This window comes from Pseudomonas sp. HTZ2 (genome assembly GCF_033173945.1).
GTDB lineage: Bacteria > Pseudomonadota > Gammaproteobacteria > Pseudomonadales > Pseudomonadaceae > Aquipseudomonas > Aquipseudomonas guariconensis.
Map to the genome: position 1 here is coordinate 431,336 of NZ_CP137332.1, position 22,578 is coordinate 453,913.

Sequence of the window (22,578 nt, forward strand, 5' to 3'; positions counted from 1 at the left end):
GGCCATACCTTGGAAATAGCCTCCAACTATGCGCCCTCGTTGCTACCAGTCAAGCCGCCAAAAGTTATCCACACCCTCACGCTGCTTCGTCATACCAAGGCCCGAACGGATCGGGAAGACGCAGCCATGCCATCTCCCCTTGCGCCCATTCCTCGTCGGTCAGCAGACATGCATCCAGTTCTGTGGATAGCTGTGCGAAGTCGATATTCTGACCAATGAACACCAATTCCTGCCGGCAATCGCCACATTCTTGCGTCCACTGCTTGAGGATCGCCTGGGTGCTCTCGGAGTCCTGCGGCCATTGCTCCTGCGGTACAAAGCGCCACCAGCGACCGGCGAACCCATGGCGCATCATGCCGCCTGCCTGGGACCAGCTGCCCGCCTCCTGGAACTTGCTGGCCAGCCAGAAGAACCCCTTCGAACGTAGCAACCTGCCGTTGCTCCAGGGCTTGTGGATAAAATCGTGGAAGCGTTGCGGATGCAACGGGCGACGGGCCTGCCACGTCCCTGCGGCGATCCCGTACTCTTGCGTTTCCGGCACGTGCTCGCCACGCATCTCCTGCAACCAGCCAGGTGCTTGGGCCGCTTGCTCGAAGTCAAAAAGGCCAGTATCGAGAATACGTGCCAGCGGCACCTGGCCCATGACCATCGGCACGATCTGCGCCCGTGCGTTGAGGCTGCGCAGGATGGCCGTGAGTTCGTCTCGCTCATGCTGGCTGACCAAGTCGATCTTGCTCAGCAGCAGTATGTCGGCGAACTCCACCTGTTCGATCAACAGATCGCTGATAGATCGCTCGTCGTTTTCACCCAAAGATTCACCGCGGCTGGCCAGGCTGTCGGCTGCCTGGTAGTCACGCAGAAAATTGAGCGCATCGACCACCGTGACCATGGTGTCCAGGCGTGCCATGTCCGACAGGCTTCGACCCTGTTCGTCACGGAAGGTGAACGTCTCGGCGACCGGCAACGGTTCGGAAATGCCGGTGGACTCGATCAGCAGGTAATCGAAACGACCCTCGCTCGCCAGCCGCGCGACCTCCTCGAGCAAATCTTCCCTCAGCGTGCAGCAGATGCAGCCGTTGCTCATCTCCACCAGCTTTTCTTCCGCCCGGTTCAGGCTGACATTGCGCTGCACCTCGCTCGCATCGATGTTGATATCGCTCATGTCGTTGACGATCACGGCGACGCGCAGGTCTTCGCGATTGCGCAGCACATGGTTGAGCAAAGTGCTTTTGCCAGCTCCCAAAAAGCCGGAAAGCACAGTTACAGGTAAACGGTTAGGCATTGGTCGTACCTCGACAGGCAAGCGCATTCGAAACGATGCATTGCGCATTGTTATAATATAACAATAGAATTTCGCCAAGCCGCGTTTGTCGATCCTTGCCAGAGAACCCATGATGACCAGCCTGACGCTTCCCGACGTCGCCACACAGTCCCTCCCCGAGGCCGTCCCCCTGGAGTGGGTTGGTATGTGTGGAATCGCCGTGCCGTTGCAAATTGAAGGACGCACCCTCAATGCCCAAGCCGACGCGGGCGTCAATCTCGAAGACGGCGCCGCCCGAGGCATTCACATGTCGCGGCTCTACTTGGCGTTGGAAGCCCTGGAAAACACCGAGCTCAGTCCGCTGCTACTCCGTCGGCTGCTGGCGAGTTTCCTCGATACCCACGTCGGGCTCTCTTCAAAGGCGCAGGTGAGTTTGCGCTTCGAGCATTTGCTGAAAAGACCTGCCTTGGTCAGCCCCTTGGCTGGCTGGAAAAGCTATCCCGTCTCCTTGGATGCTACGACGGACAATGAAATGTTCCACGTGGAACTCTCGGTGCTAATTCCTTACTCCTCCACCTGCCCCTGCTCCGCAGCGCTCGCCCGACAGCTGATTCAGCAGCAGTTCCTCAAGGACTTTCCAGAGCAGGTACCCGATCAATCGACCTTACTGGAATGGCTCGGCAGCAATCAGGGCATCGTCGCCACGCCCCATAGTCAGCGCAGCGAGGCCCAGGTTCGAGTACGACTGCGAGAGAACCTGCAGCACTTGCCGCTCTCCGAGTTGATCGACACGCTGGAGCGTGCCTTGGGTACGGCGGTACAAACAGCGGTAAAGCGCGCAGACGAACAGGCGTTCGCCTTGGCCAATGGACAGAACCTGATGTTCTGTGAGGATGCCGCCAGGCGTTTGCACCAGGCGCTGAGGCAAGTGCGGTGGGTAGAGGGGTTCAGCCTGCGGGTGGAACATGCAGAGAGTCTGCATGCCCACGACGCAGTGGCGATCAGTCGCTATCGGTTTTGAAGCCTCAACTGCGAGGTTTCACCGAACCGCAGTCGTTACCCAGCCAGACCGCCTTGGTGTTCATGCTGCCCTGTTGCTGAACGCCTGAAGCGTTGAACGTGCCACTGACCTGGGTATGAAACTCCCGGTCACTGAGGAAGGTCGCCTGCCCGGTGCCTTGGGCACGAGGGCAACTGAACTGGAATTTCCATACATTGCCTGTACGGTCGGTGATCTTCTGCGTACAGCCGGACTGAGGGTCCTGCAGCGGAATGTCATTCGTCCGGACCTGCTCTGGTGTCAGGCAGGAGCGCACGCCCTTACCACCCACGGTGATGCCCTGCTTGGCCAGCATGCCTTCCATCATGGCGCGTTGCTCAGGTGGCAGGTTCTTCAATTGCCCGAGCATGAATTCCATGTCCGGTAATGGCTTGCCATCGACCTGCATATTGCTGGTGGTCAGCTCCCACAAGCCCGGTTGCAACATCTGCGCATGTACCAGTGGTGCGCTCAGGCCCAAGGCCAGCGCCAGCAGTGGCAGACGAATCTTCATGGATCAATGCTCCTCGATAGTACGGCCTCTGCCGATTGAGCCTTAGACGTCATTTCCGCTTCCGGGTTGCAAGGCGGGACAGGAACATGCTCTGTTATCGTCAGGCTCTCAGCAAGCAGGATGCATATGGATTTCCACAGCCCCTATTTCTTCGGCTATGTGCTTGGCCTGATTCATCTGCTAGGCATCATCGCCGCGCTGCATGCGGTGTTCACCGTGCGCACCGCCCAGGGTGCCATCGCTTGGGCGATGTCCTTGTTCTTCATCCCTTACTTCACGCTGATTCCCTACCTGGTGTTTGGGGCCCGCTCCTTCTATGCCTACATCCAAGCCAGACGCCAGGCCAATCAGGAAATGCACGTCGCCATGGCCAATCTCAACTGGCGGCCTTGGGTTGAGGAAGCGCTGACAGCCCGGGAGTCGGAAAGCTATGCCGCCCTGCGGGCAATGCCGAAACTCGGGCGCATGCCGTGCCTGGCCAACAACGAAGTGAAACTGCTGATCAATGGCCAGGCCACCTTCGATGCCATCTTCGCAGCCATTGCCGAAGCCCGGCAGGCCGTGCTGGTGCAGTTCTTCATCATCCATGACGACGACATCGGCAAGAAACTGCAGCAACTGTTGCTGCGCAAGGCGGCAGAAGGTGTGCAGGTATTCGTGCTGTATGACCGGGTGGGGAGCCATGCATTGCCGGCCAGCTATAGCCAGACCCTGCGGGAGGGAGGCGTGAAGATCCACGCCTTTGCCACACGCCGTGGGTGGTTCAACCGCTTCCAGGTGAACTTCCGCAACCACCGCAAGATCGTCGTCGTCGATGGCCTGCTGGGGTTCCTCGGCGGGCATAACGTAGGGGACGAGTACCTCGGCGGCCACCCTCGCCTGTCGCCTTGGCGTGATACCCACGTTCAGGTCAGCGGCCCAGTGCTTGCCTGCTTGCAGGAGTCCTTCGCCGAAGACTGGTATTGGGCCGCTCGCCAGTTGCCGCCGTTGATCCTGCCCGACACCTATCCGGATAACGGTGTGCTCTGCCAGGCATTGGCCAGCGGTCCGGCAGACCCGCAGGAAACCTGCGCGCTGTTCTTCCTTGAAGCCATCCACTCGGCTACTCAGCGCGTGTGGATCACTAGCCCGTACTTCATTCCAGATGAGGCGATCTTCGCCGCCCTGCGCTTAGCGGTGTTGCGCGGCGTGGATGTGCGTATCCTCATTCCTTCACGGCCGGATCACCGCATTGTCTACGCAGCGTCCAGTCTGTTCGCCTTCGAAGCGGTGCGGGCCGGAGTGAGGATGTTCCGTTATCAGCCAGGGTTCCTGCACCAGAAGGTGGTGCTGGTCGATGAAGAGGTGAGTGCGATCGGCAGTGCCAACCTAGACAACCGTTCGTTCCGTCTGAACTTCGAGATTACCTTGCTGACCGTCGACCGTGCCTTTGCCGACCAGGTCGAGTCGATGCTGCTCGATGACTTTGCCCAAGCCCGGGAGATCACTGCCGAAGACAGCCGCGATACGCATCGCCTGCAACAACTTGGGATGCGTATCGCCCGGCTGATTTCTCCGATCCTGTGAGTCAGCGGTAGAGGTCCTCGCGGGTCCAGGGCAGGTCATGGTGCCCATCGGCGTAGGGCTTCACCGCCAGGATCTGGTGCAGGTTGATCCAGCCCTTGGAGAAGGCATAGGCGCATCCGGCCAGGTACAGGCGCCAGATGCGCAGAGTCTTCTCTGGCACCAGGGTGGCGGCTTTATGCAGTTGGTTCTCGAGGTTTTCGCTCCAGTGATTGAGCGTCTTGGCGTAGTGCAGGCGCAGGCTTTCCACGTCCACCACTTCCAGTCCGGCCTCACAGATGTTGGCCGTGATCATCGAGAGGTGCGGCAGTTCGCCGTGGGGGAAGACATAGCGGTCGATGAACTCGCCCGCGCCTCGCCCGACTGGCCGGCCATCCACGTGTTTGGCCGTGATGCCATGGTTCATCACCAGACCGCCTTCACGCACGGCGCCGAACAGCTTCTGGCAATACAGCGCCAGGTTGGCGTGGCCGACGTGTTCGAACATACCGACACTCACCACCTTGTCGAAGCGTCCGTCCTGAGGCAGGTCGCGATAGTCCAGGATTTGCAGGTCGACCTGATCGCTCAGCCCCTCCTTCTTGACCCGATCACGACCTAGCTTGAGCTGCTCCTTGCTCAGGGTGATGCCGAACACCTTGGCGCCATACTCACGCGCGGCGAAACGCGCCAGCCCACCCCAGCCGCAACCCACATCCAGCAAGTAGTCCCCAGCCTGCAGGCGCAACTTGCGGCACAGGTGATCGAACTTGTTCTGCTGGGCTTCGTCGAGGGTGTTGTCCGGTTCGCGGAAGTACGCGCAGGAGTAGGCCATGTCCTGGTCGAGCCACAGCTGGTAGAACTCATTGGACAGGTCATAGTGGTAGGAAATGGCTTCGGCGTCGGTAGCTTTGTCATGCGCGATACGCTCTGGCGATACTTCTTCCTCGTCTTGGAGCAGAGCTTCGCTGAGCTCGTCGCAGACGCGGATGACTTCCCCGATATCGCCTTCCAGTTCCAGCTTGCCTTCGACGAAGGCGACACCCAGTTCGTCCAAGCTCGGGTGGGTCAGCTGACTGATCAGCTGAGGCTCCTTGACCAAGATGGTGACCTGTGGGCTTGGCCCTAGGTCGAACTGGTTGCCATCCCACAGCTTCAGACGCAAAGGCAAGTGCAGGCTCTGCAACGCAGGTGGAAGTTGCGCAAGCATGAATTTCCCTCCCTTCATGTGTACCGGACGCCTCATCTCATATTTGGGACGTCACCGGGGCAAGGGTAGTTCATTCACCGGAAGTTTCCGTTTATCAAGACCATGGTCTAGAGCTATTCAGTACGAATTGCTCTCAAGATTGTATACAACCCTGATTTCGCAGACTAATCTTGTGGCCCTCTGCGCTTCTTCACTCCTGGAGTAAAACCCATGAAATCCTATGATGTGGTGATCATCGGCGGTGGCCCCGGCGGCTACAACGCAGCGATCCGCGCCGGCCAGCTGGGCATGAGCGTCGCCTGCGTAGAAGGCCGCTCGACCCTCGGCGGTACCTGCCTTAACGTTGGCTGCATGCCATCGAAAGCCTTGCTTCACGCCTCGGAGCTCTACGAGGCCGCCAGCGGCGAGGAATTCGCCCATCTGGGTATCGAGGTCAAGCCAACGCTGAACCTGGCCCAGATGATGAAGCAGAAGGACGAAAGCGTGACCGGCCTGACCAAGGGCATCGAGTACCTGTTCCGCAAGAACAAGGTCGACTGGGTCAAAGGCTGGGGCCGTCTTGACGGCGTGGGCAAGGTGATCGTGAAGGCCGAGGACGGCAGCGAAACCACCCTGCAAGCCAAGGACATCGTCATCGCCACGGGCTCCGAGCCGACTCCGCTGCCAGGCGTGACCATCGACAATAAACGCATCATCGACTCCACCGGCGCCTTGTCCTTGCCCCAGGTACCCAAGCATCTGGTGGTGATCGGCGCAGGCGTGATCGGCCTGGAGCTGGGCTCGGTCTGGCGTCGACTGGGCGCCGAGGTGACGGTCATCGAGTACCTCGACCGCATCTGCCCTGGCACCGACGAAGAGACCGCCAAGACCCTGCAGAAGGCCTTGGCCAAACAAGGCATGACCTTCAAGCTCGGCAGCAAGGTGACCCAGGCCACGCCATCCGCCGACAGCGTCAGCCTGACCCTCGAACCCGCCGCTGGCGGCGCAGCCGAAACCCTGCAAGCCGACTACGTGCTGGTGGCCATCGGCCGTCGTCCATACACCCAGGGCTTGAACCTGGAAAGTGCAGGCCTTGTCACCGACAAGCGCGGCATGCTGGCCAACGATCACCATCGCTCCTCGGTACCCGGCATCTGGGTGATCGGCGATGTCACCTCCGGCCCGATGCTCGCGCACAAGGCCGAAGACGAAGCGGTGTCGTGCATCGAGCGTATCGCCGGCAAGGCCCATGAGGTCAACTACAACCTGATCCCAGGTGTCATCTACACCCGTCCGGAGCTGGCCAGCGTCGGCAAGACCGAAGAGCAGCTCAAGGCCGAAGGCCGCGCCTACAAGGTGGGCAAGTTCCCCTTCACCGCCAACAGCCGCGCCAAGATCAACCACGAGACCGAAGGCTTCGCCAAGGTCATCGCCGACGCCAATACCGATGAAGTGCTCGGCGTGCATCTGGTCGGTCCAAGCGTGAGCGAAATGATCGGCGAGTTCTGCGTAGCCATGGAGTTCTCGGCCTCGGCTGAAGACATCGCCCTCACCTGCCACCCGCACCCGACCCGCTCCGAGGCCTTGCGTCAGGCAGCGATGAATGTCGATGGCATGGCGATGCAGATCTGACGACACGCACAGCGCATCGAGAAAAAACCGAGCACGGGGCGAACATTACGGTTCGCCCCTTCTTCTAGGATGCTCAAAAAGCGACAGAACGGCGGTACTCAGAGGTCGCGACGACCTGGCCGCGCTTGAGCACCATCAGGCGCGCCGGCAGATCGAGAATCACATCACGGACCGACTGCGTGTCGATCAGTACCAGGTCGGCATCATTCCCCACCGCCAGGCCGTGGTTCTTCAATCCCAGCGCTTTGGCTGGGCTTGTGGTGAGCATCGCAAGCACGGTCGCCTGATCATCCGCGCCCCCCAGATGGCAGGCCGAAAGGGCAAGCTGTGCGATGTTCAACAGATCACCCGTACCATAAGGCGTGAATGCATTGCGGATGTTGTTGGTCGCCAGGCAGACATTCACGCCTGCGTCGCGCAATGCCCTTACCGGCGTCAGAGCGCGACGCACATTATGACTGTCACCGCGGGCGCCCAGGTGCAGGTCGGTCGCTGGCAGGCACATGACACTGATACCCGCCTGACGCAGCAGATCGATAATCGCAGCCTGTCTATCCGGGGGAACCGCTCCCAGGCTGGTCAGGTGTCCTACGCAGACACGACCTTGATACCCCTGCTCGATGGTCTTTCGCGCGAGGTACTCGATGGTCATGTTCTCGGCGTCATCGGCGAAGTCCTGGTGCAAGTCGATATCTTTGTCGTACTGCTTGGCCAGCTCGAACACGAAGTCGATGTGCTCCAGCGGCGAAACATCGTTATACGGAATTCCCCCGACGACATCGGCCCCCTTCTCCATGGCCTGGACCATCATTTCCTTCATCCCAGGCAGCTTCAAGATCCCTTCCTGGGGGAAGGCGACCACCTGGATATCAATGACGTCACGGAATCGCTCGCGCAGTTCCAGCACCACATCCAACCCCGTGAAACCTTGTGAAGGGTCGAATTCGGCATGCGCACGCACATGGGTGCTGCCCGCCTGCACCAATGCACGCAGTACCTGGGTCGAACGCTCCAGAATATCTTCGCGAGTCAGGGTAGGCTTGAGCTCGGCGGTGACAGCGATCGCTTCCTGCAAGGTGCCAGAGCGATTGGCCTTGCGATGCATCACGTTGGCTTTTTCAAGGTGCAGGTGCCCTTCGACGAACCCAGGAATCAGCACATTGCCGTTGCCCTGCACTTCCTGCGTCGCCTGGACGGCAATGGTCGGTGCAATCTGGACGATCTTGCCGTCCAGCACCGCCACATCCGTCAGTGGCAGACTGTCGTCGATGCGTACATTTCGAAAGATCAAATCCATGCGTGTCATTCCTCGTTCAAAGGCCCGGCCACCCTGCGGCAGCCGGGTCATTGACCTGTGACCGAATCAGAAAGGCTTGGTCGGCAGGTACTTGCCGTCCAGGGTGATCACCGCGCGGGAGCCACCTTCTGGATCGTCGACCTTCTTCACGTCCAGCTTGAAGTTGATGGCGCTGATGATGCCGTCGCCGAACTTCTCATGGACCAGTGCCTTCAGGGTGGTGCCGTACACCTGCAGCATCTCGTAGAAGCGATAGATGGTCGGGTCAGTGGGGACACGGTTTTCGATGCTGCCACGCAGCGGGATGGTCTGCAGCAGCGCCACGGCATCAGCGTCGAGGCCCAGCTTGTCACCGACAACCTGTGCAGCTTCCGCAGGCAGTGGGTGCTGACCCAGCAGCGCGGCGGTGACGAACGCTTCGGACAGGCCGGTACCGTCAGTGATCTGAGCGAAGGACAGATCCTTGCGAGCCTTGGACAACAGGATGACTTCGGTCAGGGCTACGCGGGCATTCTGGCTGACTTGGGACTGGATCATGGTGATATCTCCGTTTGGGGGATGAAAGGGGTTCACACAGCGCGCTGAAGCTGATGGGCGACAGCACGGACATTAGGGTTGCTGGCCAGGGGCACGAACTGGCCGGTACGGCCATCGAAGGCGTCGATGCAGCCGCTCTCGATGTCGTAGATCCAGCCATGCAGCGCGACACGGCCCTCCTCGAGGGCCAGGCGTACGGATGGGTGCGTCTGGATGTTGGCCAACTGGGCAATCACGTTCTCGCGCACCATGGCCTCGACCTTCGCCTGCGGGTCCTTGTGGTTACGCGCCTCGTTCACCACCCGGGCGGAGTCGGCATAGCGCAGCCAACCGGCCACGGCAGGCATGTGGTCCAGGCATTTGCAGGTAGCGATGGCCGTCATGGCGCCACAATCGGAGTGGCCGCAGATCACGATGTCCGATACCTGCAACGCGGCGACGGCATATTCCACCGAAGCCGACACACCACCCGGCTCAGGGCCATAAGAAGGCACGATGTTGCCGGCGTTGCGGATGACGAACAGATCACCTGGCTCGCGCTGGGTAACCAGCTCCGGTACCAGCCGGCTGTCCGAGCAAGAGATGAACAACGCCCGCGGGCTTTGCTGGGTCGCCAGGTTCTTGAACAGGCCCACGCGCTCGGGGAAGGCGTCTCGCTGGAATTTCAGGAAACCGTCGATGATGTCTTTCATGGCTGACTCCTCAGGTCGCGATGCGATGAGGCAAAGGTTACGCAGCCCATTTCATAAGGTAAAAGTCTCATTTATGATGCACTGCATCAGATATTCTTATGAGAACGACCCATGCTGGCACGGCATATCCAGTACTTCTTGGCCGTCGCGCAACACCAGAGCTTCACGCGGGCCGCGACAGCCCTGCACGTCTCCCAGCCGGCCCTGTCCCAGCAGGTCCGGCAATTGGAGGAAAGCCTTGGTGCGCAGTTGTTCGATCGCTCAGGCCGCACGACGCGGCTGACCGATGCCGGGGAGGTCTATCTGCGTTATGCGCAACGGGCGCATCAGGAATTGCAGGAGGGCAAGCGCGCCATTCATGACGTGGGCGACTTGAGCCGAGGCTCGCTGCGAGTGGCCGTCACCCCGACCTTCACCACCTATCTGGTAGGCCCGCTCGTCGAGGCATTCCACGGCCGCTATCCGAACATCACCTTGAACGTGCGTGAAATCGCCCAGGAGTACATGGAAGAACTCCTGCTATCCGATGAGCTGGACGTCGGAATCGCGTTCGAAGAAGTGCACGCCCAAGACATCGACGCCTATCCGCTGCTGGTCGAAACCCTCGCCTTGGTGGTCGGCGCAAAGCATCCGCTGGCCGGGCAACACGCCATTGGACCAGAAGCCTTGAACGCCGAATCGCTGATCCTGCTCAGCAGCGAGTTCGCCACCCGCGAGCAGATCGACCGATACTGCCGCCAGCATGACATCCGCCCGCGTGTGCAAATGGAGGCCAATGCCATCAGCGCGGTCATCGAAGTGGTGCGCCGAACCACGCTGTCCACCCTGCTGCCCGCGACCATCGCCCTCGCCCACGACGAGCTGGTCGCCATCGAGCTGGACCCGCTGCGACTCCAGCGCACCGCAGTGCTCATGCAGCGCAAGGGCGCGTATCAGAGCGCGGCGGCACGTGCGTTCATTGAAGTGGCCACCGAGGTCGCTGGCCACTTGGAGAAGCGCCCGGGCTAGAGAAGCGACCCTTCGCGAGCTGGCTGCTCGGTACATCGTCGCCCCACACATGCGGGAACATGATTCAGTCGCCAAAGGGTCGGTAGCATCGGTCCCATGGGGCGAAGACGGCTGATGCATCAAGGCCCTGCTGCTTGGTGACAGGTTCCTTTCCGTACGGCTTAGACGTAGCCTCTGACACTGGAATGACGCGTTCCCCGCAAGACAGGAGATCACTTGAGTGTCAGTAGAAAAATTATCATGAACAGACATTCCTCCTTGCCGCCTCTTAACGCGCTCAGGGTCTTCGAGGTGGTTACCCGCCATTTGAACTTCCGGCTGGCCGCCGAGGAGTTGGGAGTGACGCAGGCTGCTGTGGCGCAGCAAATTCGAGGGCTTGAGGCGATGCTCGAGTTGAAGCTGTTCGAGCGACTGCCCCGGGGCTTGCGTATGACGGATCCGGGTAGGACCTACAGCATTGCCATTCGTGAGGCCTTCGCCTTGATCAGCACAGCCACTGAGGCGCTCAAACCAGATGATCTGGATCTGACGGTGAGTGTCACGCCTACGTTTGCAGCGAAGTGGCTGATACCGAGACTGTCTTCGTTCTCAGCTGTGCACCCTCAGATCAATTTGCAGGTATTGGCCACTGACCGAATTTCGCAATTCCGACCTGATGGAGCGGACCTCGCTGTCCGTTACGGGCGAACGCCTTTCGAGAACATGCTCAATGCCAAACTTCTCTTGCCTGAACGTATCGTTGCGGTAGGTAGTCCGGCATTAATTGAAAAACTCGGTAGTCCAGAGCGCGTAGAGAAACTCCAGGAATACACACTGCTGCATGACGCACACAATTTTTGGCCAGCGTTCATTGAACAGGCCTTCCAAAGTTCCTTGCCCCTGCCCTTCAGAAATATACGGTTCAATCAGACGGTATTAGCTATCGAGGCAGCAGCAGCAGGACAAGGGTTGGCCTTGGCTAGCTACTACTTTGTCAAAGCCGATATAGAAGCAGGCAGATTAGCGCTGGCGACGACTCATCAGATGAGTTTGGAGAAAGCCTACTACTTGGTCTGGCCACGAAACGCCCATCAGCCGGCGGCCCTTGAAACGGTGCGGGAATGGCTCATGGAGCAAGCCAGACTATAAAAAATCTACTGCATCGAAGAAGCGTTGATGTCTCTCTGCTGAGTGCTGGGCGGTGCTAGTCTCAATTCACCAACAACCCATCCACGCCTCACTCAGGAGGATGTATGTCAGTAGAAAAAGTAGCAATCGTCACTGCTGGCGGCAGCGGCATGGGAGCAGCAGCAGCACGTCGACTGGCTGGCGATGGCTTCAAGGTCGGTATCCTGTCGTCCTCGGGCAAAGGGGAAGCGCTGGCGCAGGAACTGGGCGGTATTGGGGTAACCGGCAGTAACCAGTCGAACGAAGACCTGCAACGCCTGGTCGACGCCGTCATTCAAAAATGGGGTCGTATTGACGTATTGGTAAACAGCGCCGGCCACGGCCCCCGTGCGCCGATCCTCGAGATCAGCGACGAGGACTGGCATAAGGGTATGGAAACATACCTGCTCAATGTGATTCGTCCTACGCGCCTGGTGACACCGTACATGCAGCGTCAGAACGGCGGTGCGATCATCAATATTTCTACTGCCTGGGCGTTCGAACCGAGCGAACTCTTCCCTACTTCGGCAGTATTCCGTGCCGGCTTGGCGTCGTTTAGTAAAATCTTTGCTGACAAGTATGCTGCCGACAACATTCGTATCAACAATGTGCTGCCTGGTTGGATCGACAGCCTCCCTGCAACGGAAGAGCGCCGTGAAGGTGTGCCGCTCAAGCGCTATGGCACCAGCGAGGAAATCGCCGCCACTATCGCCTTCCTTGCGAGCGAAGGGGCCGCCTACATTACCGGCCAGAACATCAAGGTCGACGGCGGGGTTACCCGCAGCGTTTGATTGCCTCAGGGTCGCGTGCATTACCCGCCCCTTTTCCTTCGCACCTTGAATGTGGATCTTCGTGAGCGCAGCGCGGCTGTGTAACGGCTGCTCGTTTATCTTGAATTCCGAGCCAACGGTTTGGCCCAGAAACGGAAAGCCCCCGTAGATACGGGGGCTTATGCATTGTGTAGAACTTATTCCATACAGTCAGACGCTGAGAAACACATGGCAAGTCTTACTCCACCGTCACCGACTTGGCCAGGTTACGCGGCTGGTCGACGTCAGTGCCTTTGAGCACCGCCACGTAGTACGACAGCAACTGCAGCGGGATGGTGTAGACGATCGGCGCCAGCGCATCGATGACGTGGGGCACTTTGATCACGTGGGTGCCTTCGCCGTTGCTCATGCCGGCATTCTCGTCGGCGAATACGACCAACTGTCCGCCGCGGGCGCGGACTTCCTGCAGGTTGGACTTGAGCTTTTCCAGCAGCTCGTTGTTCGGTGCGACGGTCACCACCGGCATGTCGTTGTCTACCAGAGCCAATGGGCCGTGCTTGAGTTCACCGGCCGGGTAGGACTCAGCGTGGATGTAAGAGATCTCCTTGAGCTTGAGCGCTCCTTCCATGGCCACGGGGTACTGGGCGCCACGGCCCAGGAACAGGGTGTGGTGCTTGTCGGCGAACAGCTCGGCGGTCTTTTCGACGATGCTGTCCATCGCCAGTGCTTCACCCAGGCGCGTGGGCAGGCGGCGCAGCTCTTCCACCAGCTCGGCCTCGAGGCCTGCCGGCAAGGTGCCGCGCACTTGGCCCAGGGCCAGGGTCAGCAGCATCAACGACACCAGCTGGGTAGTGAAGGCCTTGGTGGACGCCACGCCGATTTCCGGGCCGGCCAGGGTCAGCAGGGTCAGGTCCGACTCGCGCACCAGCGAGCTGATGCCCACGTTGCAGATCGCCAGGCTGCCGAGGAAGCCCAGCTCCTTGGCGTTACGCAGGGCGGCCAAGGTATCGGCGGTTTCACCGGACTGGGAGATGGAGACGAACAAGGTGTCCGGCTGCACCACTACCTTGCGGTAGCGGAACTCGCTGGCGACTTCGACCTGGCACGGGATGCCGGCCAGCTCTTCGAGCCAGTAACGGGCGACCATGCCGGCGTGGTAGCTGGTACCGCAGGCGACGATCTGGACATTGCGCACCTTGGCGAACAGCTCGGCGGCTTGCGGGCCGAAGGCCTGGACCATGACGTGGTCCTTGCCCAGGCGACCTTCCAGCGTGCGCTGGACGACGCTCGGCTGCTCGTGGATCTCCTTGAGCATGAAGTGGCGGTAGGCGCCTTTGTCCGCGGCTTCGGCCCCTTCGTGGTACTGCACGGTCTCACGCTGGACCTTGTGGCCGGCCTGGTCCCAGATGCTCACCTGGTCGCGGCGGATCTCGGCGATGTCGCCTTCTTCCAGGTACATGAAGCGGTCAGTGACCTGGCGCAGCGCCAGTTGGTCGGAGGCCAGGAAGTTTTCACCCAGGCCCAGGCCAATGACCAGCGGGCTGCCACTGCGGGCGGCGACCAAGCGATCTGGCTGATGCTTGCTGATCAGCGCCAGGCCGTAGGCACCGTGCAGGCGTTGGACGGCGGCCTTGAGGGCGTCGGTAATGTCGGGGACGGATTTCAGGATGTGGTGAATCAGGTGCACGATGACTTCTGTATCGGTTTCCGAGGCGAAGACATAGCCCAGGCCCTTAAGTTCTTCACGCAGGGCTTCATGGTTCTCGATGATGCCATTGTGAACGACCGCCACATCATCGCCGGAGAAGTGCGGGTGGGCGTTGTGTTCGGTCGGCGCACCGTGGGTAGCCCAACGGGTGTGGGCGATGCCCAGCTGGCCTGCCAAGGGGTCGGCGGCAACAGCGGCTTCCAGCTCACTGACCTTGCCGATGCGACGGCGGCGCTCGAGAACGCCTTGGGCAGTCAGAACCGCCAGGCCGGCGCTGTCGTACCCGCGGTACTCCAGGCGCTTGAGGCCTTCGATGAGGATGGCAGTGATATTACGCTCGGCTACGGCACCGACGATTCCACACATGGTTATTGCTCCTGGCTGATCGCGGCGCAGATCAGATTGATGCCGCGGGCTTGAATCTGTTCGCGTGCCTCCAGCGGCAGGCGATCATCTGTAATAAGGGTGTTGACGCTGCCCCAGGGCAGCTCGAGGTTGGGGATCTTGCGCCCGACCTTGTCCGACTCGACCATCACGATCACTTCCCGGGCGACCTCCGCCATGACCCGGCTCAGGCCCAGCAGTTCATTGAAGGTCGTCGTGCCACGGGCGAGGTCGATGCCATCGGCACCGATGAACAGCTGGTCAAAATCGTAGGAACGCAGGACCTGCTCGGCGACCTGGCCTTGAAAGGACTCGGAATGGGGATCCCAGGTACCGCCGGTCATCAGCAACACCGGTTCGTGCTCCAGTTCGCTGATGGCGCGGGCCACGTTCAGGGAGTTGGTCATCACCACCAGGCCGGGCTGGCGCCCCAACTGCGGGATCATGGCGGCGGTCGTGCTGCCGCTATCGATGATGATGCGCGCGTGTTCACGAATCCGTGCTACAGCCGCCTTGGCAATCGCCTGCTTGTAGCTCGATACAGGCTGTACGGTCTCGACGAGCATTTCCTGTGGCACAGGGATGGCACCGCCATAGCGGCGCAGCAGAAGGCCATTGGATTCCAGCGCTGCTAAGTCCTTGCGAATGGTGACTTCGGAGGTTTCGAAACGCTTGGCCAACGCGTCCACGCTCACTTCGCCCTGTTCGTTGAGCAAAGCCAGAATGTTGTGGCGACGCTGAGGGGTATTTCGTTTCGACATTGGCGGCTTAAGTTTCGTTTCGAAAGATAATGGTTGCAATCAAAACCTAAGGACAATCATTCGTCAAGCACTGCCTGCCGCATTTTGTCGGCTCAGTTACGCCGCTCAGTCGGGAGCGCCTTGTAGGTTGCGATTGGTTTTCCACAGATAGAAAAAAAGCCGGCTTATTCACATAAGCCGGCCTGTGCATAACTGACTGTGGATAAATCAACTCTTCTTGATTTTCTCAGGACGCTTCCAGCCATCGATATTGCGCTGGCGGGCACGGGCCACGGCCAACTGCTTGGTTTCGACCGTCTGGGTAATGGTCGAGCCGGCTGCGGTGGTTGCGCCGGACTGAATTTCCACCGGGGCTACCAGAGAGTTGTTGGAACCGATGAACACATCCTCGCCCATTACCGTCTTGAACTTGTTGGCGCCATCGTAGTTGCAGGTGATGGTGCCTGCGCCGATATTGGTACGCGCTCCGATCTGCGCATCGCCCAAATAAGTCAGGTGACCGGCCTTGGCGCCTTCACCCAGGTGGGCGTTCTTGAGCTCGACAAAGTTACCCACATGGGCCTTGGCGTCCAGCACACTGCCCGGACGCAGGCGAGCGAAGGGACCGGCATCGCTGCCCTCACCCATCACGGCCCCCTCGATATGACTGTTGGCCTTGATGATCGCGCCCTTGCGCAGGGTGCTGTCCTTGATCACGCAGTTGGGGCCGATCTGCACTTCGTCTTCGATGACCACCTTGCCTTCGAGGATCACGTTGATGTCGATCAGCACATCGCGACCGACGGTCACCTCGCCTCGCACATCGAAGCGCGACGGGTCACGCAGGGTCACGCCCTGGGCCATCAAACGACGGCCTTCGCGCAACTGATAATGACGCTCGAGCTCCGACAGCTGACGCCGGTCGTTGGCGCCTTGCACTTCCATCGGGTCATGAGGCTGCTCGGTGGCCACCACCAAGCCATCAGCCACGGCCATCGCGATCACATCGGTGAGGTAGTACTCGCCTTGAGCGTTGTTGTTGGACAAACGGCTCATCCAGTCGGCCAGGCGTGCCGCCGGCATGGCCAGGATGCCGGTGTTACCTTCCTTGATCGTTTTCTGCGCATCGCTGGCATCCTTGTGCTCCACGATGGCCATCACCTGGCCTTGGGCATCACGAACGATGCGGCCATAACCAGTCGGGTCCTCCAGATCGACGGTCAGCAGGCCCAGCTGGTTGGCGCTGACCTTGGCCAGCAGGCGCTGCAGGGTTTCGACCTCGATCAACGGCACATCGCCATAAAGCACCAGTACGGTGTCAGCAGTGATCGCTGGCAGAGCCTGGGCAACAGCGTGGCCGGTACCCAGCTGTTTGTCCTGCATCACGAAGTTCAGGTCGTCGGCGGCCAGACGCTCACGCACCAACTCCGCGCCATGGCCAATAACCACGTGAATGCCCGTGGGCTTGAGCTGTCGGGCGCTGTGGATAACATGGCCCAGCATGGAGTTGCCAGCAACCGGATGCAGAACCTTGGGCAGCGCCGAACGCATGCGGGTGCCTTGGCCTGCGGCGAGAATAACGATATCGAGAGACATTGACTGGCTACCAATCCTGGGCGGTCAGTGACATGACCGGTATATGAAGGACAAAAAGAAAAAGGGTAGCCGATGGCTACCCTTTTTCTCAATCTGCATGAAGCCTGCGGTATCAGCCGCCGAACTTCTTGCGGATCTGCTGGACGGTACGCAGCTGAGCTGCGGCCTCGGCCAGACGTGCGGATGCGGCACTGTAGTCGAAATCCGCGCCTTTCTCATGCAGGGCCTTCTCAGCAGCCTTGACGGCATCCTGAGCGGAGGCTTCGTCCAGGTCGGCGGCACGTTGCACGGTATCGGCGAGTACCTTGACCATGTTCGGCTGCACTTCCAGGAAACCACCGGAGATGTAGAACACCTCGCGATCGCCACCCTGCTTGGTCAGCGTGATCGGACCTGGTTTCAGATTGGTGATCAGCGGCGCGTGGCCTGGAGCGATACCCAGATCGCCCAGGTTGCCGTGCGCAACCACCATCTCGACCAGACCGGAGAAGATTTCTCCTTCCGCGCTGACGATATCGCAATGGACTGTCATAGCCATCTGCTTGCCTCAACCTGATTAGCGCCCCTTTCGGGGCGCCGGGATTACAGTTTCTTGGCTTTCTCGATCGCTTCGTCGATGCTGCCGACCATGTAGAACGCTTGTTCTGGCAGGTGGTCGTAGTCACCTTTGAGGATGCCGCTGAAGCCAGCGATGGTGTCTTTCAGGGAAACGTACTTGCCTGGCGAACCGGTGAAGACTTCGGCCACGAAGAACGGCTGCGACAGGAAGCGCTGGATCTTACGAGCGCGGGCAACCAGTTGCTTGTCGGCTTCGGACAGTTCGTCCATACCCAGGATCGCGATGATGTCCTTCAGCTCTTTGTAGCGCTGCAGAACATACTGAACCTGACGGGCAGTTTCGTAGTGCTCGTTGCCGATCACGTTCGGGTCCAGCTGGCGCGAAGTCGAGTCCAGTGGGTCGACCGCTGGGTAGATACCCAGAGAGGCGATGTCACGGGACAGAACGACGGTGGCGTCCAAGTGGGCGAAGGTGGTGGCTGGCGACGGGTCGGTCAGGTCGTCCGCAGGTACGTATACGGCCTGGATCGAGGTGATCGAACCTTCTTTGGTCGAAGTGATACGTTCTTGCAGAACGCCCATCTCTTCGGCCAGGGTCGGCTGGTAACCTACTGCCGAAGGCATACGGCCCAGCAGTGCGGATACTTCGGTACCGGCCAGGGTGTAACGATAGATGTTGTCGACGAACAGCAGAACGTCGTTACCTTCGTCACGGAACTTCTCAGCCATGGTCAGACCGGTCAGCGCTACGCGCAGACGGTTTCCTGGTGGCTCGTTCATCTGACCGTAGACCAGTGCTACTTTGTCGAGAACGTTGGAGTCCTTCATCTCGTGGTAGAAGTCGTTACCCTCACGAGTACGCTCACCCACACCGGCGAACACGGAGTAACCGCTGTGCTCGATGGCGATGTTACGGATCAGTTCCATCATGTTGACGGTCTTGCCGACACCGGCACCACCGAACAGACCCACCTTACCACCCTTGGCGAACGGGCAGACCAGGTCGATTACCTTGATGCCGGTTTCCAGCAGGTCGTTGCCGCCTGCCTGGTCAGCGAACGAAGGTGCCTTCTGGTGGATACCACGGCGCTCTTCCTCGCCGATCGGGCCAGCTTCGTCGATCGGGTTGCCCAGAACGTCCATGATACGGCCCAGGGTGGCCTTACCGACTGGAACAGAGATGGCAGCACCGGTGTCGACGACATCCAGACCGCGCTTCAGGCCTTCGGTGGAGCCCATCGCAATGGTACGAACCACGCCGTCGCCCAGCTGCTGCTGAACTTCGAGGGTGGTTTCCGCGCCTTGTACTTTCAGCGCGTTGTAAACACTCGGCACGACGTCACGTGGGAATTCCACGTCGATGACGGCGCCGATGATTTGAACGATACGTCCGCTACTCATAGCTGGATCCTCTGAATATTTGAACCGTTAAACCGCGGCAGCGCCGCCGACGATTTCCGAGATCTCCTGGGTGATCGCAGCCTGACGCGCCTTGTTGTAGATCAGCTGGAGTTCGCTGATCAAATCACCGGCGTTGTCTGTGGCGTTCTTCATGGCGATCATCCGGGCCGCTTGTTCAGCAGCGTTGTTCTCGACCACCGCCTGGTACACCTGCGACTCCACGTAACGCACCATCAAGCCGTCCAGCAGCTCTTTTGCGTCGGGTTCGTACAGGTAGTCCCAGTGATGCTTGAGATCCTGATCCGGGGTTGCCACCAACGGTACCAATTGCTCGACCGTCGGTTTTTGGGTCATGGTGTTGATGAACTTGTTCGAAACCACCGAGAGGCGATCGATACGGCCGTCCAGGTAGGCGTCCAGCATCACTTTGACGGAGCCGATCAGATCGTTGATCGATGGCTCTTCGCCCAGGTGGCTGATCGCGGCTACTACGTTGCCGCCAAAGATGCGGAAGAAAGTCGCACCCTTGCTGCCGATCACGCACAGGTCGATTTCAACGCCCTGTTCGCGGTTCTCGTTCATGTCCTTGACCAGGGCCTTGAACAGGTTGGTGTTCAAGCCACCGCACAGACCACGGTCACTGCTCACCACGATATAACCGGCGCGCTTTACAGGGCGCTCGATCATGAACGGGTGGCGGTATTCCGGGTTGGCGTTGGCCAGATGACCGATCACCTGGCGGATACGCTCCGCGTAAGGACGGCTAGCAGCCATGCGCAGTTGTGCCTTGCGCATCTTGCTGACCGCCACTTTCTCCATGGCGCTGGTAATTTTTTGCGTGCTTTTGATGCTCGCAATCTTACTGCGAATCTCTTTTGCGCCTGCCATGTATCACCTATCAGGTTAGCAAGCGGGGGCCGGAGCCCCCACTGCGGCTTACCAGGTCTGGGTGGCCTTGAACTTCTCGATACCGGCTTTGATGCCAGCGTCGATTTCGTCGTTGAAGTCACCCTTCACGTTGATCTTGGCCATCAGTTCGGCGTGATCACGGTTGAAGTAGGCGATCAGTGCTTGCTCGAAGCTACCGACCTTGGAGACTTCTACGTCGGTCAGGAAGCCACGCTCAGCGGCGTACAGCGACAGCGCCATGTCCGCGATGGACATCGGAGCGTACTGCTTCTGCTTCATCAGCTCGGTAACGCGCTGACCATGCTCCAGCTGCTTGCGGGTAGCCTCGTCCAGGTCAGAAGCGAACTGGGCGAATGCAGCCAGTTCACGGTACTGAGCCAGAGCGGTACGGATACCACCGGACAGCTTCTTGATGATCTTGGTCTGGGCGGCACCACCAACACGGGATACCGAAACACCGGCGTTAACTGCAGGGCGGATGCCCGAGTTGAACATGGCCGATTCCAGGAAGATCTGACCGTCGGTGATCGAGATCACGTTGGTCGGAACGAACGCGGAAACGTCGCCAGCCTGGGTTTCGATGATCGGCAGAGCGGTCAGGGAACCGGTCTTGCCAGTCACGGCACCGTTGGTGAACTTCTCGACGTACTCTTCGGAAACGCGAGATGCACGCTCCAGCAGACGGGAGTGGAGATAGAACACGTCGCCTGGGTACGCTTCACGTCCTGGCGGACGGCGCAGCAGCAGGGAGATCTGACGGTAGGCAACGGCCTGCTTGGACAGGTCATCGTAAACGATCAGTGCGTCTTCACCGCGGTCACGGAAGTATTCGCCCATGGTGCAGCCGGCGTACGGGGCCAGGAACTGCAGTGCGGCGGATTCCGAGGCGCTGGCGGCAACAACGATGGTGTTGGCCAGGGCGCCGGCTTCTTCCAGCTTGCGAACGACGTTGGCGATGGTCGACTGCTTCTGGCCGACGGCCACGTAAACGCAGAAGATACCGCTGTTTTTCTGGTTGATGATCGCATCGACCGCCATAGCGGTCTTACCGATCTGACGGTCACCAATGATCAGCTCGCGCTGGCCACGGCCAACCGGGATCATGGCGTCGACCGATTTGTAGCCAGTCTGTACAGGCTGGTCTACCGATTTACGCCAGATAACGCCCGGAGCGACCTTCTCGACCGCGTCGGTTTCGGTGGTGGTCAGAGGACCTTTACCATCGATAGGGTTGCCCAGCGCGTCAACGACGCGGCCCAGCAGGCCCTTGCCGACCGGCACTTCGAGGATGCGACCGGTGCACTTGGCGCTCATGCCCTCGGCGAGGGAGGTGTACGCACCCAGTACCACCGCACCTACGGAGTCTTGCTCCAGGTTCAGTGCCATACCGTATACGCCGCCCGGGAACTCGATCATTTCGCCGTACATAACGTCGGCCAGACCGTGGATCCGCACGATACCGTCGGAAACGCTTACGACGGTACCTTCGTTACGGGCTTGGGAGCCGACATCGAGCTTCTCGATGCGACCCTTGATGATTTCACTAATTTCGGAAGGATTGAGTTGCTGCATTGCTCTGCTGCCCCTTCAAACTCAAGATTTCAATGCTTCGGCCAGTTTCGCGATCTTGCCGCGAACCGAGCCATCGATTACCAGGTCGCCGGCGCGGATGACGACGCCGCCGATCAGGCTGGCATCCTCCGACGCGTGCAGGCGCACTTCCCGGCTGAGCCGTGCACTGAGAACCTTGGCGAGTTTGTCTTGCTGTTCTTGGTTCAACGCAAAAGCACTGGTGACTTCCACGTCCACGGATTTCTCTTGCTCGGCCTTGTACAGGTCGAAAAGAGCGGCAATCTCCGGCAGGAGCAGGAGACGGTCGTTTTCCGCGGCAACATGAATGAAATTCTGTGCCTGTGCATCGAACTTGTCACCGCACACTTCAATGAATGCGGCGGCCTTTTCTGCGCTTGTCAGTCGCGGGGCCTTGAGCAGGCGCTGCATGGTGTCGTCTTCCGACACCGCAGCAGCCAGGCCGAGCATGGCTGACCAATTGGCCAGTTGCTGATGGGCCTGGGCGTGCTCAAAGGCAGCCTTAGCGTAAGGTCGGGCCAACGTGGTCAGTTCTGCCATGATCGCCCTCGCTTAAATTTCAGCGGCCAGTTTGTTAACCAGCTCCGCATGCGCGTTTTGATCGATTGTGGCGCCAAGGATCTTTTCAGCACCGCCAACGGCCAGGGCACCCACTTGGGCACGCAGGGCGTCTTTGACGCTGTTGAGTTCCTGTTCGATCTCGGCTTGAGCCTGAGCCTTCACACGGTCAGCTTCGACGCGAGCCTGTTCACGGGCTTCCTCGACAAGCTGAGCAGCGCGTTTCTTGCTTTGCTCAATGATTTCGGCTGCCTGTGCCTTTGCTTCACGCAGTTGCTGACCCGCTTTCTCTTGGGCCAGCTCCAGGTCGCGAGCTGCGCGGTTGGCAGCGTCCAAGCCGTCGGCAATCTTCTTCTGGCGCTCTTGCAGAGCAGTGATGACCGGAGGCCATACGTACTTCATGCAGAAGAGCACAAAAATCAGGAAAGCAACGGATTGGCCAATCAGGGTTGCATTAATGTTCACGCCAACACCTCGCTCGGTCTTTGTCCATCACACCAATCAACT

At 59.7% G+C, this 22,578-nt stretch carries 21 protein-coding genes; 6 read left to right on the forward strand and 15 right to left on the reverse strand.

Annotated features, from left to right (window positions below; all coding sequences use genetic code 11):
- Positions 1-76 precede the first annotated feature (76 nt).
- On the reverse strand, positions 77-1,282 hold the full coding sequence (gene zigA, locus R6G97_RS02000) for a zinc metallochaperone GTPase ZigA (protein WP_043209996.1): 1,206 nt from the start codon (positions 1,280-1,282) through the stop codon (positions 77-79).
- A gap of 112 nt (positions 1,283-1,394) precedes the next feature.
- On the opposite strand from zigA, the gene folE2 reads away from it, so the two are divergent.
- A complete protein-coding gene (folE2, locus tag R6G97_RS02005; RefSeq protein ID WP_317848184.1) occupies positions 1,395-2,282 on the forward strand; it encodes a GTP cyclohydrolase FolE2 in 888 nt (295 codons plus the stop codon).
- Between the two features lie 4 nt (positions 2,283-2,286).
- Here the strand turns inward: folE2 and R6G97_RS02010 are convergent, their stop codons facing one another.
- Entirely contained in the window at positions 2,287-2,814 is a 528-nt protein-coding gene (locus R6G97_RS02010; RefSeq protein ID WP_043209997.1) for a DUF3617 domain-containing protein, read from the reverse strand.
- 126 nt (positions 2,815-2,940) lie between these two features.
- On the opposite strand from R6G97_RS02010, the gene cls reads away from it, so the two are divergent.
- Complete coding sequence (cls, locus tag R6G97_RS02015; RefSeq protein ID WP_317847736.1) at positions 2,941-4,380, forward strand: cardiolipin synthase; 1,440 nt, start codon at positions 2,941-2,943, stop codon at positions 4,378-4,380.
- Between the two features lies 1 nt (position 4,381).
- Here cls and cfaB read toward each other — a convergent pair whose 3' ends face one another.
- On the reverse strand, positions 4,382-5,566 hold the full coding sequence (gene cfaB / locus R6G97_RS02020; RefSeq protein ID WP_043210002.1) for a C17 cyclopropane fatty acid synthase CfaB: 1,185 nt from the start codon (positions 5,564-5,566) through the stop codon (positions 4,382-4,384).
- Between the two features lie 210 nt (positions 5,567-5,776).
- Here cfaB and lpdA point away from each other — a divergent pair, with 210 nt between their 5' ends.
- The gene (lpdA, locus tag R6G97_RS02025; protein WP_043210005.1) at positions 5,777-7,177 is read left to right on the forward strand and encodes a dihydrolipoyl dehydrogenase; all 1,401 of its coding nucleotides are present in this window, start codon (positions 5,777-5,779) and stop codon (positions 7,175-7,177) included.
- A 73-nt stretch (positions 7,178-7,250) separates the two neighbouring features.
- Here lpdA and R6G97_RS02030 read toward each other — a convergent pair whose 3' ends face one another.
- The 3 genes from R6G97_RS02030 to R6G97_RS02040 all read right to left on the reverse strand — a co-directional run bounded on the left by R6G97_RS02030 (position 7,251) and on the right by R6G97_RS02040 (position 9,703).
- The gene (locus R6G97_RS02030; protein WP_182816802.1) at positions 7,251-8,474 is read right to left on the reverse strand and encodes an amidohydrolase family protein; all 1,224 of its coding nucleotides are present in this window, start codon (positions 8,472-8,474) and stop codon (positions 7,251-7,253) included.
- A gap of 66 nt (positions 8,475-8,540) precedes the next feature.
- On the reverse strand, positions 8,541-9,011 hold the full coding sequence (cynS, locus tag R6G97_RS02035; protein ID WP_043210009.1) for a cyanase: 471 nt from the start codon (positions 9,009-9,011) through the stop codon (positions 8,541-8,543).
- A gap of 32 nt (positions 9,012-9,043) precedes the next feature.
- The gene (locus tag R6G97_RS02040) at positions 9,044-9,703 is read right to left on the reverse strand and encodes a carbonic anhydrase (protein WP_043210011.1); all 660 of its coding nucleotides are present in this window, start codon (positions 9,701-9,703) and stop codon (positions 9,044-9,046) included.
- A gap of 111 nt (positions 9,704-9,814) precedes the next feature.
- On the opposite strand from R6G97_RS02040, the gene cynR reads away from it, so the two are divergent.
- From cynR to R6G97_RS02055, 3 genes are all read left to right on the forward strand, one after another.
- On the forward strand, positions 9,815-10,711 hold the full coding sequence (gene cynR, locus R6G97_RS02045) for a transcriptional regulator CynR (RefSeq protein WP_043210014.1): 897 nt from the start codon (positions 9,815-9,817) through the stop codon (positions 10,709-10,711).
- A 240-nt stretch (positions 10,712-10,951) separates the two neighbouring features.
- Entirely contained in the window at positions 10,952-11,839 is an 888-nt protein-coding gene (locus R6G97_RS02050; RefSeq protein WP_102081168.1) for a LysR substrate-binding domain-containing protein, read from the forward strand.
- A gap of 104 nt (positions 11,840-11,943) precedes the next feature.
- Positions 11,944-12,648, forward strand: a complete 705-nt coding sequence (locus R6G97_RS02055; RefSeq protein ID WP_317847737.1) for an SDR family oxidoreductase — start codon at positions 11,944-11,946, stop codon at positions 12,646-12,648.
- 217 nt (positions 12,649-12,865) lie between these two features.
- Here the strand turns inward: R6G97_RS02055 and glmS are convergent, their stop codons facing one another.
- The 9 genes from glmS to R6G97_RS02100 form a co-directional block, all read right to left on the reverse strand.
- Complete coding sequence (gene glmS, locus R6G97_RS02060) at positions 12,866-14,701, reverse strand: glutamine--fructose-6-phosphate transaminase (isomerizing) (RefSeq protein ID WP_317847738.1); 1,836 nt, start codon at positions 14,699-14,701, stop codon at positions 12,866-12,868.
- A 2-nt stretch (positions 14,702-14,703) separates the two neighbouring features.
- On the reverse strand, positions 14,704-15,480 hold the full coding sequence (locus tag R6G97_RS02065; protein WP_317847739.1) for a DeoR/GlpR family DNA-binding transcription regulator: 777 nt from the start codon (positions 15,478-15,480) through the stop codon (positions 14,704-14,706).
- Between the two features lie 207 nt (positions 15,481-15,687).
- Complete coding sequence (gene glmU / locus R6G97_RS02070; protein WP_317847740.1) at positions 15,688-17,055, reverse strand: bifunctional UDP-N-acetylglucosamine diphosphorylase/glucosamine-1-phosphate N-acetyltransferase GlmU; 1,368 nt, start codon at positions 17,053-17,055, stop codon at positions 15,688-15,690.
- A gap of 112 nt (positions 17,056-17,167) precedes the next feature.
- Positions 17,168-17,593, reverse strand: a complete 426-nt coding sequence (locus tag R6G97_RS02075) for a F0F1 ATP synthase subunit epsilon (RefSeq protein ID WP_043214185.1) — start codon at positions 17,591-17,593, stop codon at positions 17,168-17,170.
- A gap of 44 nt (positions 17,594-17,637) precedes the next feature.
- A complete protein-coding gene (gene atpD, locus R6G97_RS02080) occupies positions 17,638-19,014 on the reverse strand; it encodes a F0F1 ATP synthase subunit beta (RefSeq protein ID WP_023383132.1) in 1,377 nt (458 codons plus the stop codon).
- A gap of 27 nt (positions 19,015-19,041) precedes the next feature.
- Positions 19,042-19,902, reverse strand: a complete 861-nt coding sequence (atpG, locus tag R6G97_RS02085) for a F0F1 ATP synthase subunit gamma (RefSeq protein WP_023383133.1) — start codon at positions 19,900-19,902, stop codon at positions 19,042-19,044.
- Between the two features lie 48 nt (positions 19,903-19,950).
- Positions 19,951-21,495 (reverse strand): F0F1 ATP synthase subunit alpha, encoded by a 1,545-nt coding sequence (atpA, locus tag R6G97_RS02090; protein WP_043214188.1) that lies wholly within the window; start codon positions 21,493-21,495, stop codon positions 19,951-19,953.
- A 21-nt stretch (positions 21,496-21,516) separates the two neighbouring features.
- Positions 21,517-22,053 carry a F0F1 ATP synthase subunit delta gene (locus tag R6G97_RS02095; protein ID WP_043214190.1) on the reverse strand — a complete coding sequence of 179 codons (537 nt, stop codon included), beginning with the start codon at positions 22,051-22,053 and terminating at the stop codon, positions 21,517-21,519.
- Between the two features lie 12 nt (positions 22,054-22,065).
- Positions 22,066-22,536, reverse strand: coding sequence for a F0F1 ATP synthase subunit B (locus R6G97_RS02100; RefSeq protein WP_023383136.1), 471 nt, complete (start codon positions 22,534-22,536; stop codon positions 22,066-22,068).
- Between the last annotated feature and the right edge of the window lie 42 nt (positions 22,537-22,578).

Coding starts and splice junctions, on each gene's coding strand:
- cynS (WP_043210009.1), bottom strand. CDS start 9,011: ATGATCCAGTCCCAAGTCAGCCAGAATGCCCGCGTAGCCCTGACCGAA.
- R6G97_RS02010 (WP_043209997.1), bottom strand. CDS start 2,814: ATGAAGATTCGTCTGCCACTGCTGGCGCTGGCCTTGGGCCTGAGCGCA.
- atpD (WP_023383132.1), bottom strand. CDS start 19,014: ATGAGTAGCGGACGTATCGTTCAAATCATCGGCGCCGTCATCGACGTG.
- atpG (WP_023383133.1), bottom strand. CDS start 19,902: ATGGCAGGCGCAAAAGAGATTCGCAGTAAGATTGCGAGCATCAAAAGC.
- glmU (WP_317847740.1), bottom strand. CDS start 17,055: ATGTCTCTCGATATCGTTATTCTCGCCGCAGGCCAAGGCACCCGCATG.
- R6G97_RS02095 (WP_043214190.1), bottom strand. CDS start 22,053: ATGGCAGAACTGACCACGTTGGCCCGACCTTACGCTAAGGCTGCCTTT.
- cfaB (WP_043210002.1), bottom strand. CDS start 5,566: ATGCTTGCGCAACTTCCACCTGCGTTGCAGAGCCTGCACTTGCCTTTG.
- zigA (WP_043209996.1), bottom strand. CDS start 1,282: ATGCCTAACCGTTTACCTGTAACTGTGCTTTCCGGCTTTTTGGGAGCT.
- R6G97_RS02050 (WP_102081168.1), top strand. CDS start 10,952: ATGAACAGACATTCCTCCTTGCCGCCTCTTAACGCGCTCAGGGTCTTC.
- R6G97_RS02040 (WP_043210011.1), bottom strand. CDS start 9,703: ATGAAAGACATCATCGACGGTTTCCTGAAATTCCAGCGAGACGCCTTC.
- R6G97_RS02055 (WP_317847737.1), top strand. CDS start 11,944: ATGTCAGTAGAAAAAGTAGCAATCGTCACTGCTGGCGGCAGCGGCATG.
- lpdA (WP_043210005.1), top strand. CDS start 5,777: ATGAAATCCTATGATGTGGTGATCATCGGCGGTGGCCCCGGCGGCTAC.
- R6G97_RS02065 (WP_317847739.1), bottom strand. CDS start 15,480: ATGTCGAAACGAAATACCCCTCAGCGTCGCCACAACATTCTGGCTTTG.
- R6G97_RS02075 (WP_043214185.1), bottom strand. CDS start 17,593: ATGGCTATGACAGTCCATTGCGATATCGTCAGCGCGGAAGGAGAAATC.
- folE2 (WP_317848184.1), top strand. CDS start 1,395: ATGACCAGCCTGACGCTTCCCGACGTCGCCACACAGTCCCTCCCCGAG.
- glmS (WP_317847738.1), bottom strand. CDS start 14,701: ATGTGTGGAATCGTCGGTGCCGTAGCCGAGCGTAATATCACTGCCATC.
- cynR (WP_043210014.1), top strand. CDS start 9,815: ATGCTGGCACGGCATATCCAGTACTTCTTGGCCGTCGCGCAACACCAG.
- R6G97_RS02030 (WP_182816802.1), bottom strand. CDS start 8,474: ATGGATTTGATCTTTCGAAATGTACGCATCGACGACAGTCTGCCACTG.
- atpA (WP_043214188.1), bottom strand. CDS start 21,495: ATGCAGCAACTCAATCCTTCCGAAATTAGTGAAATCATCAAGGGTCGC.
- cls (WP_317847736.1), top strand. CDS start 2,941: ATGGATTTCCACAGCCCCTATTTCTTCGGCTATGTGCTTGGCCTGATT.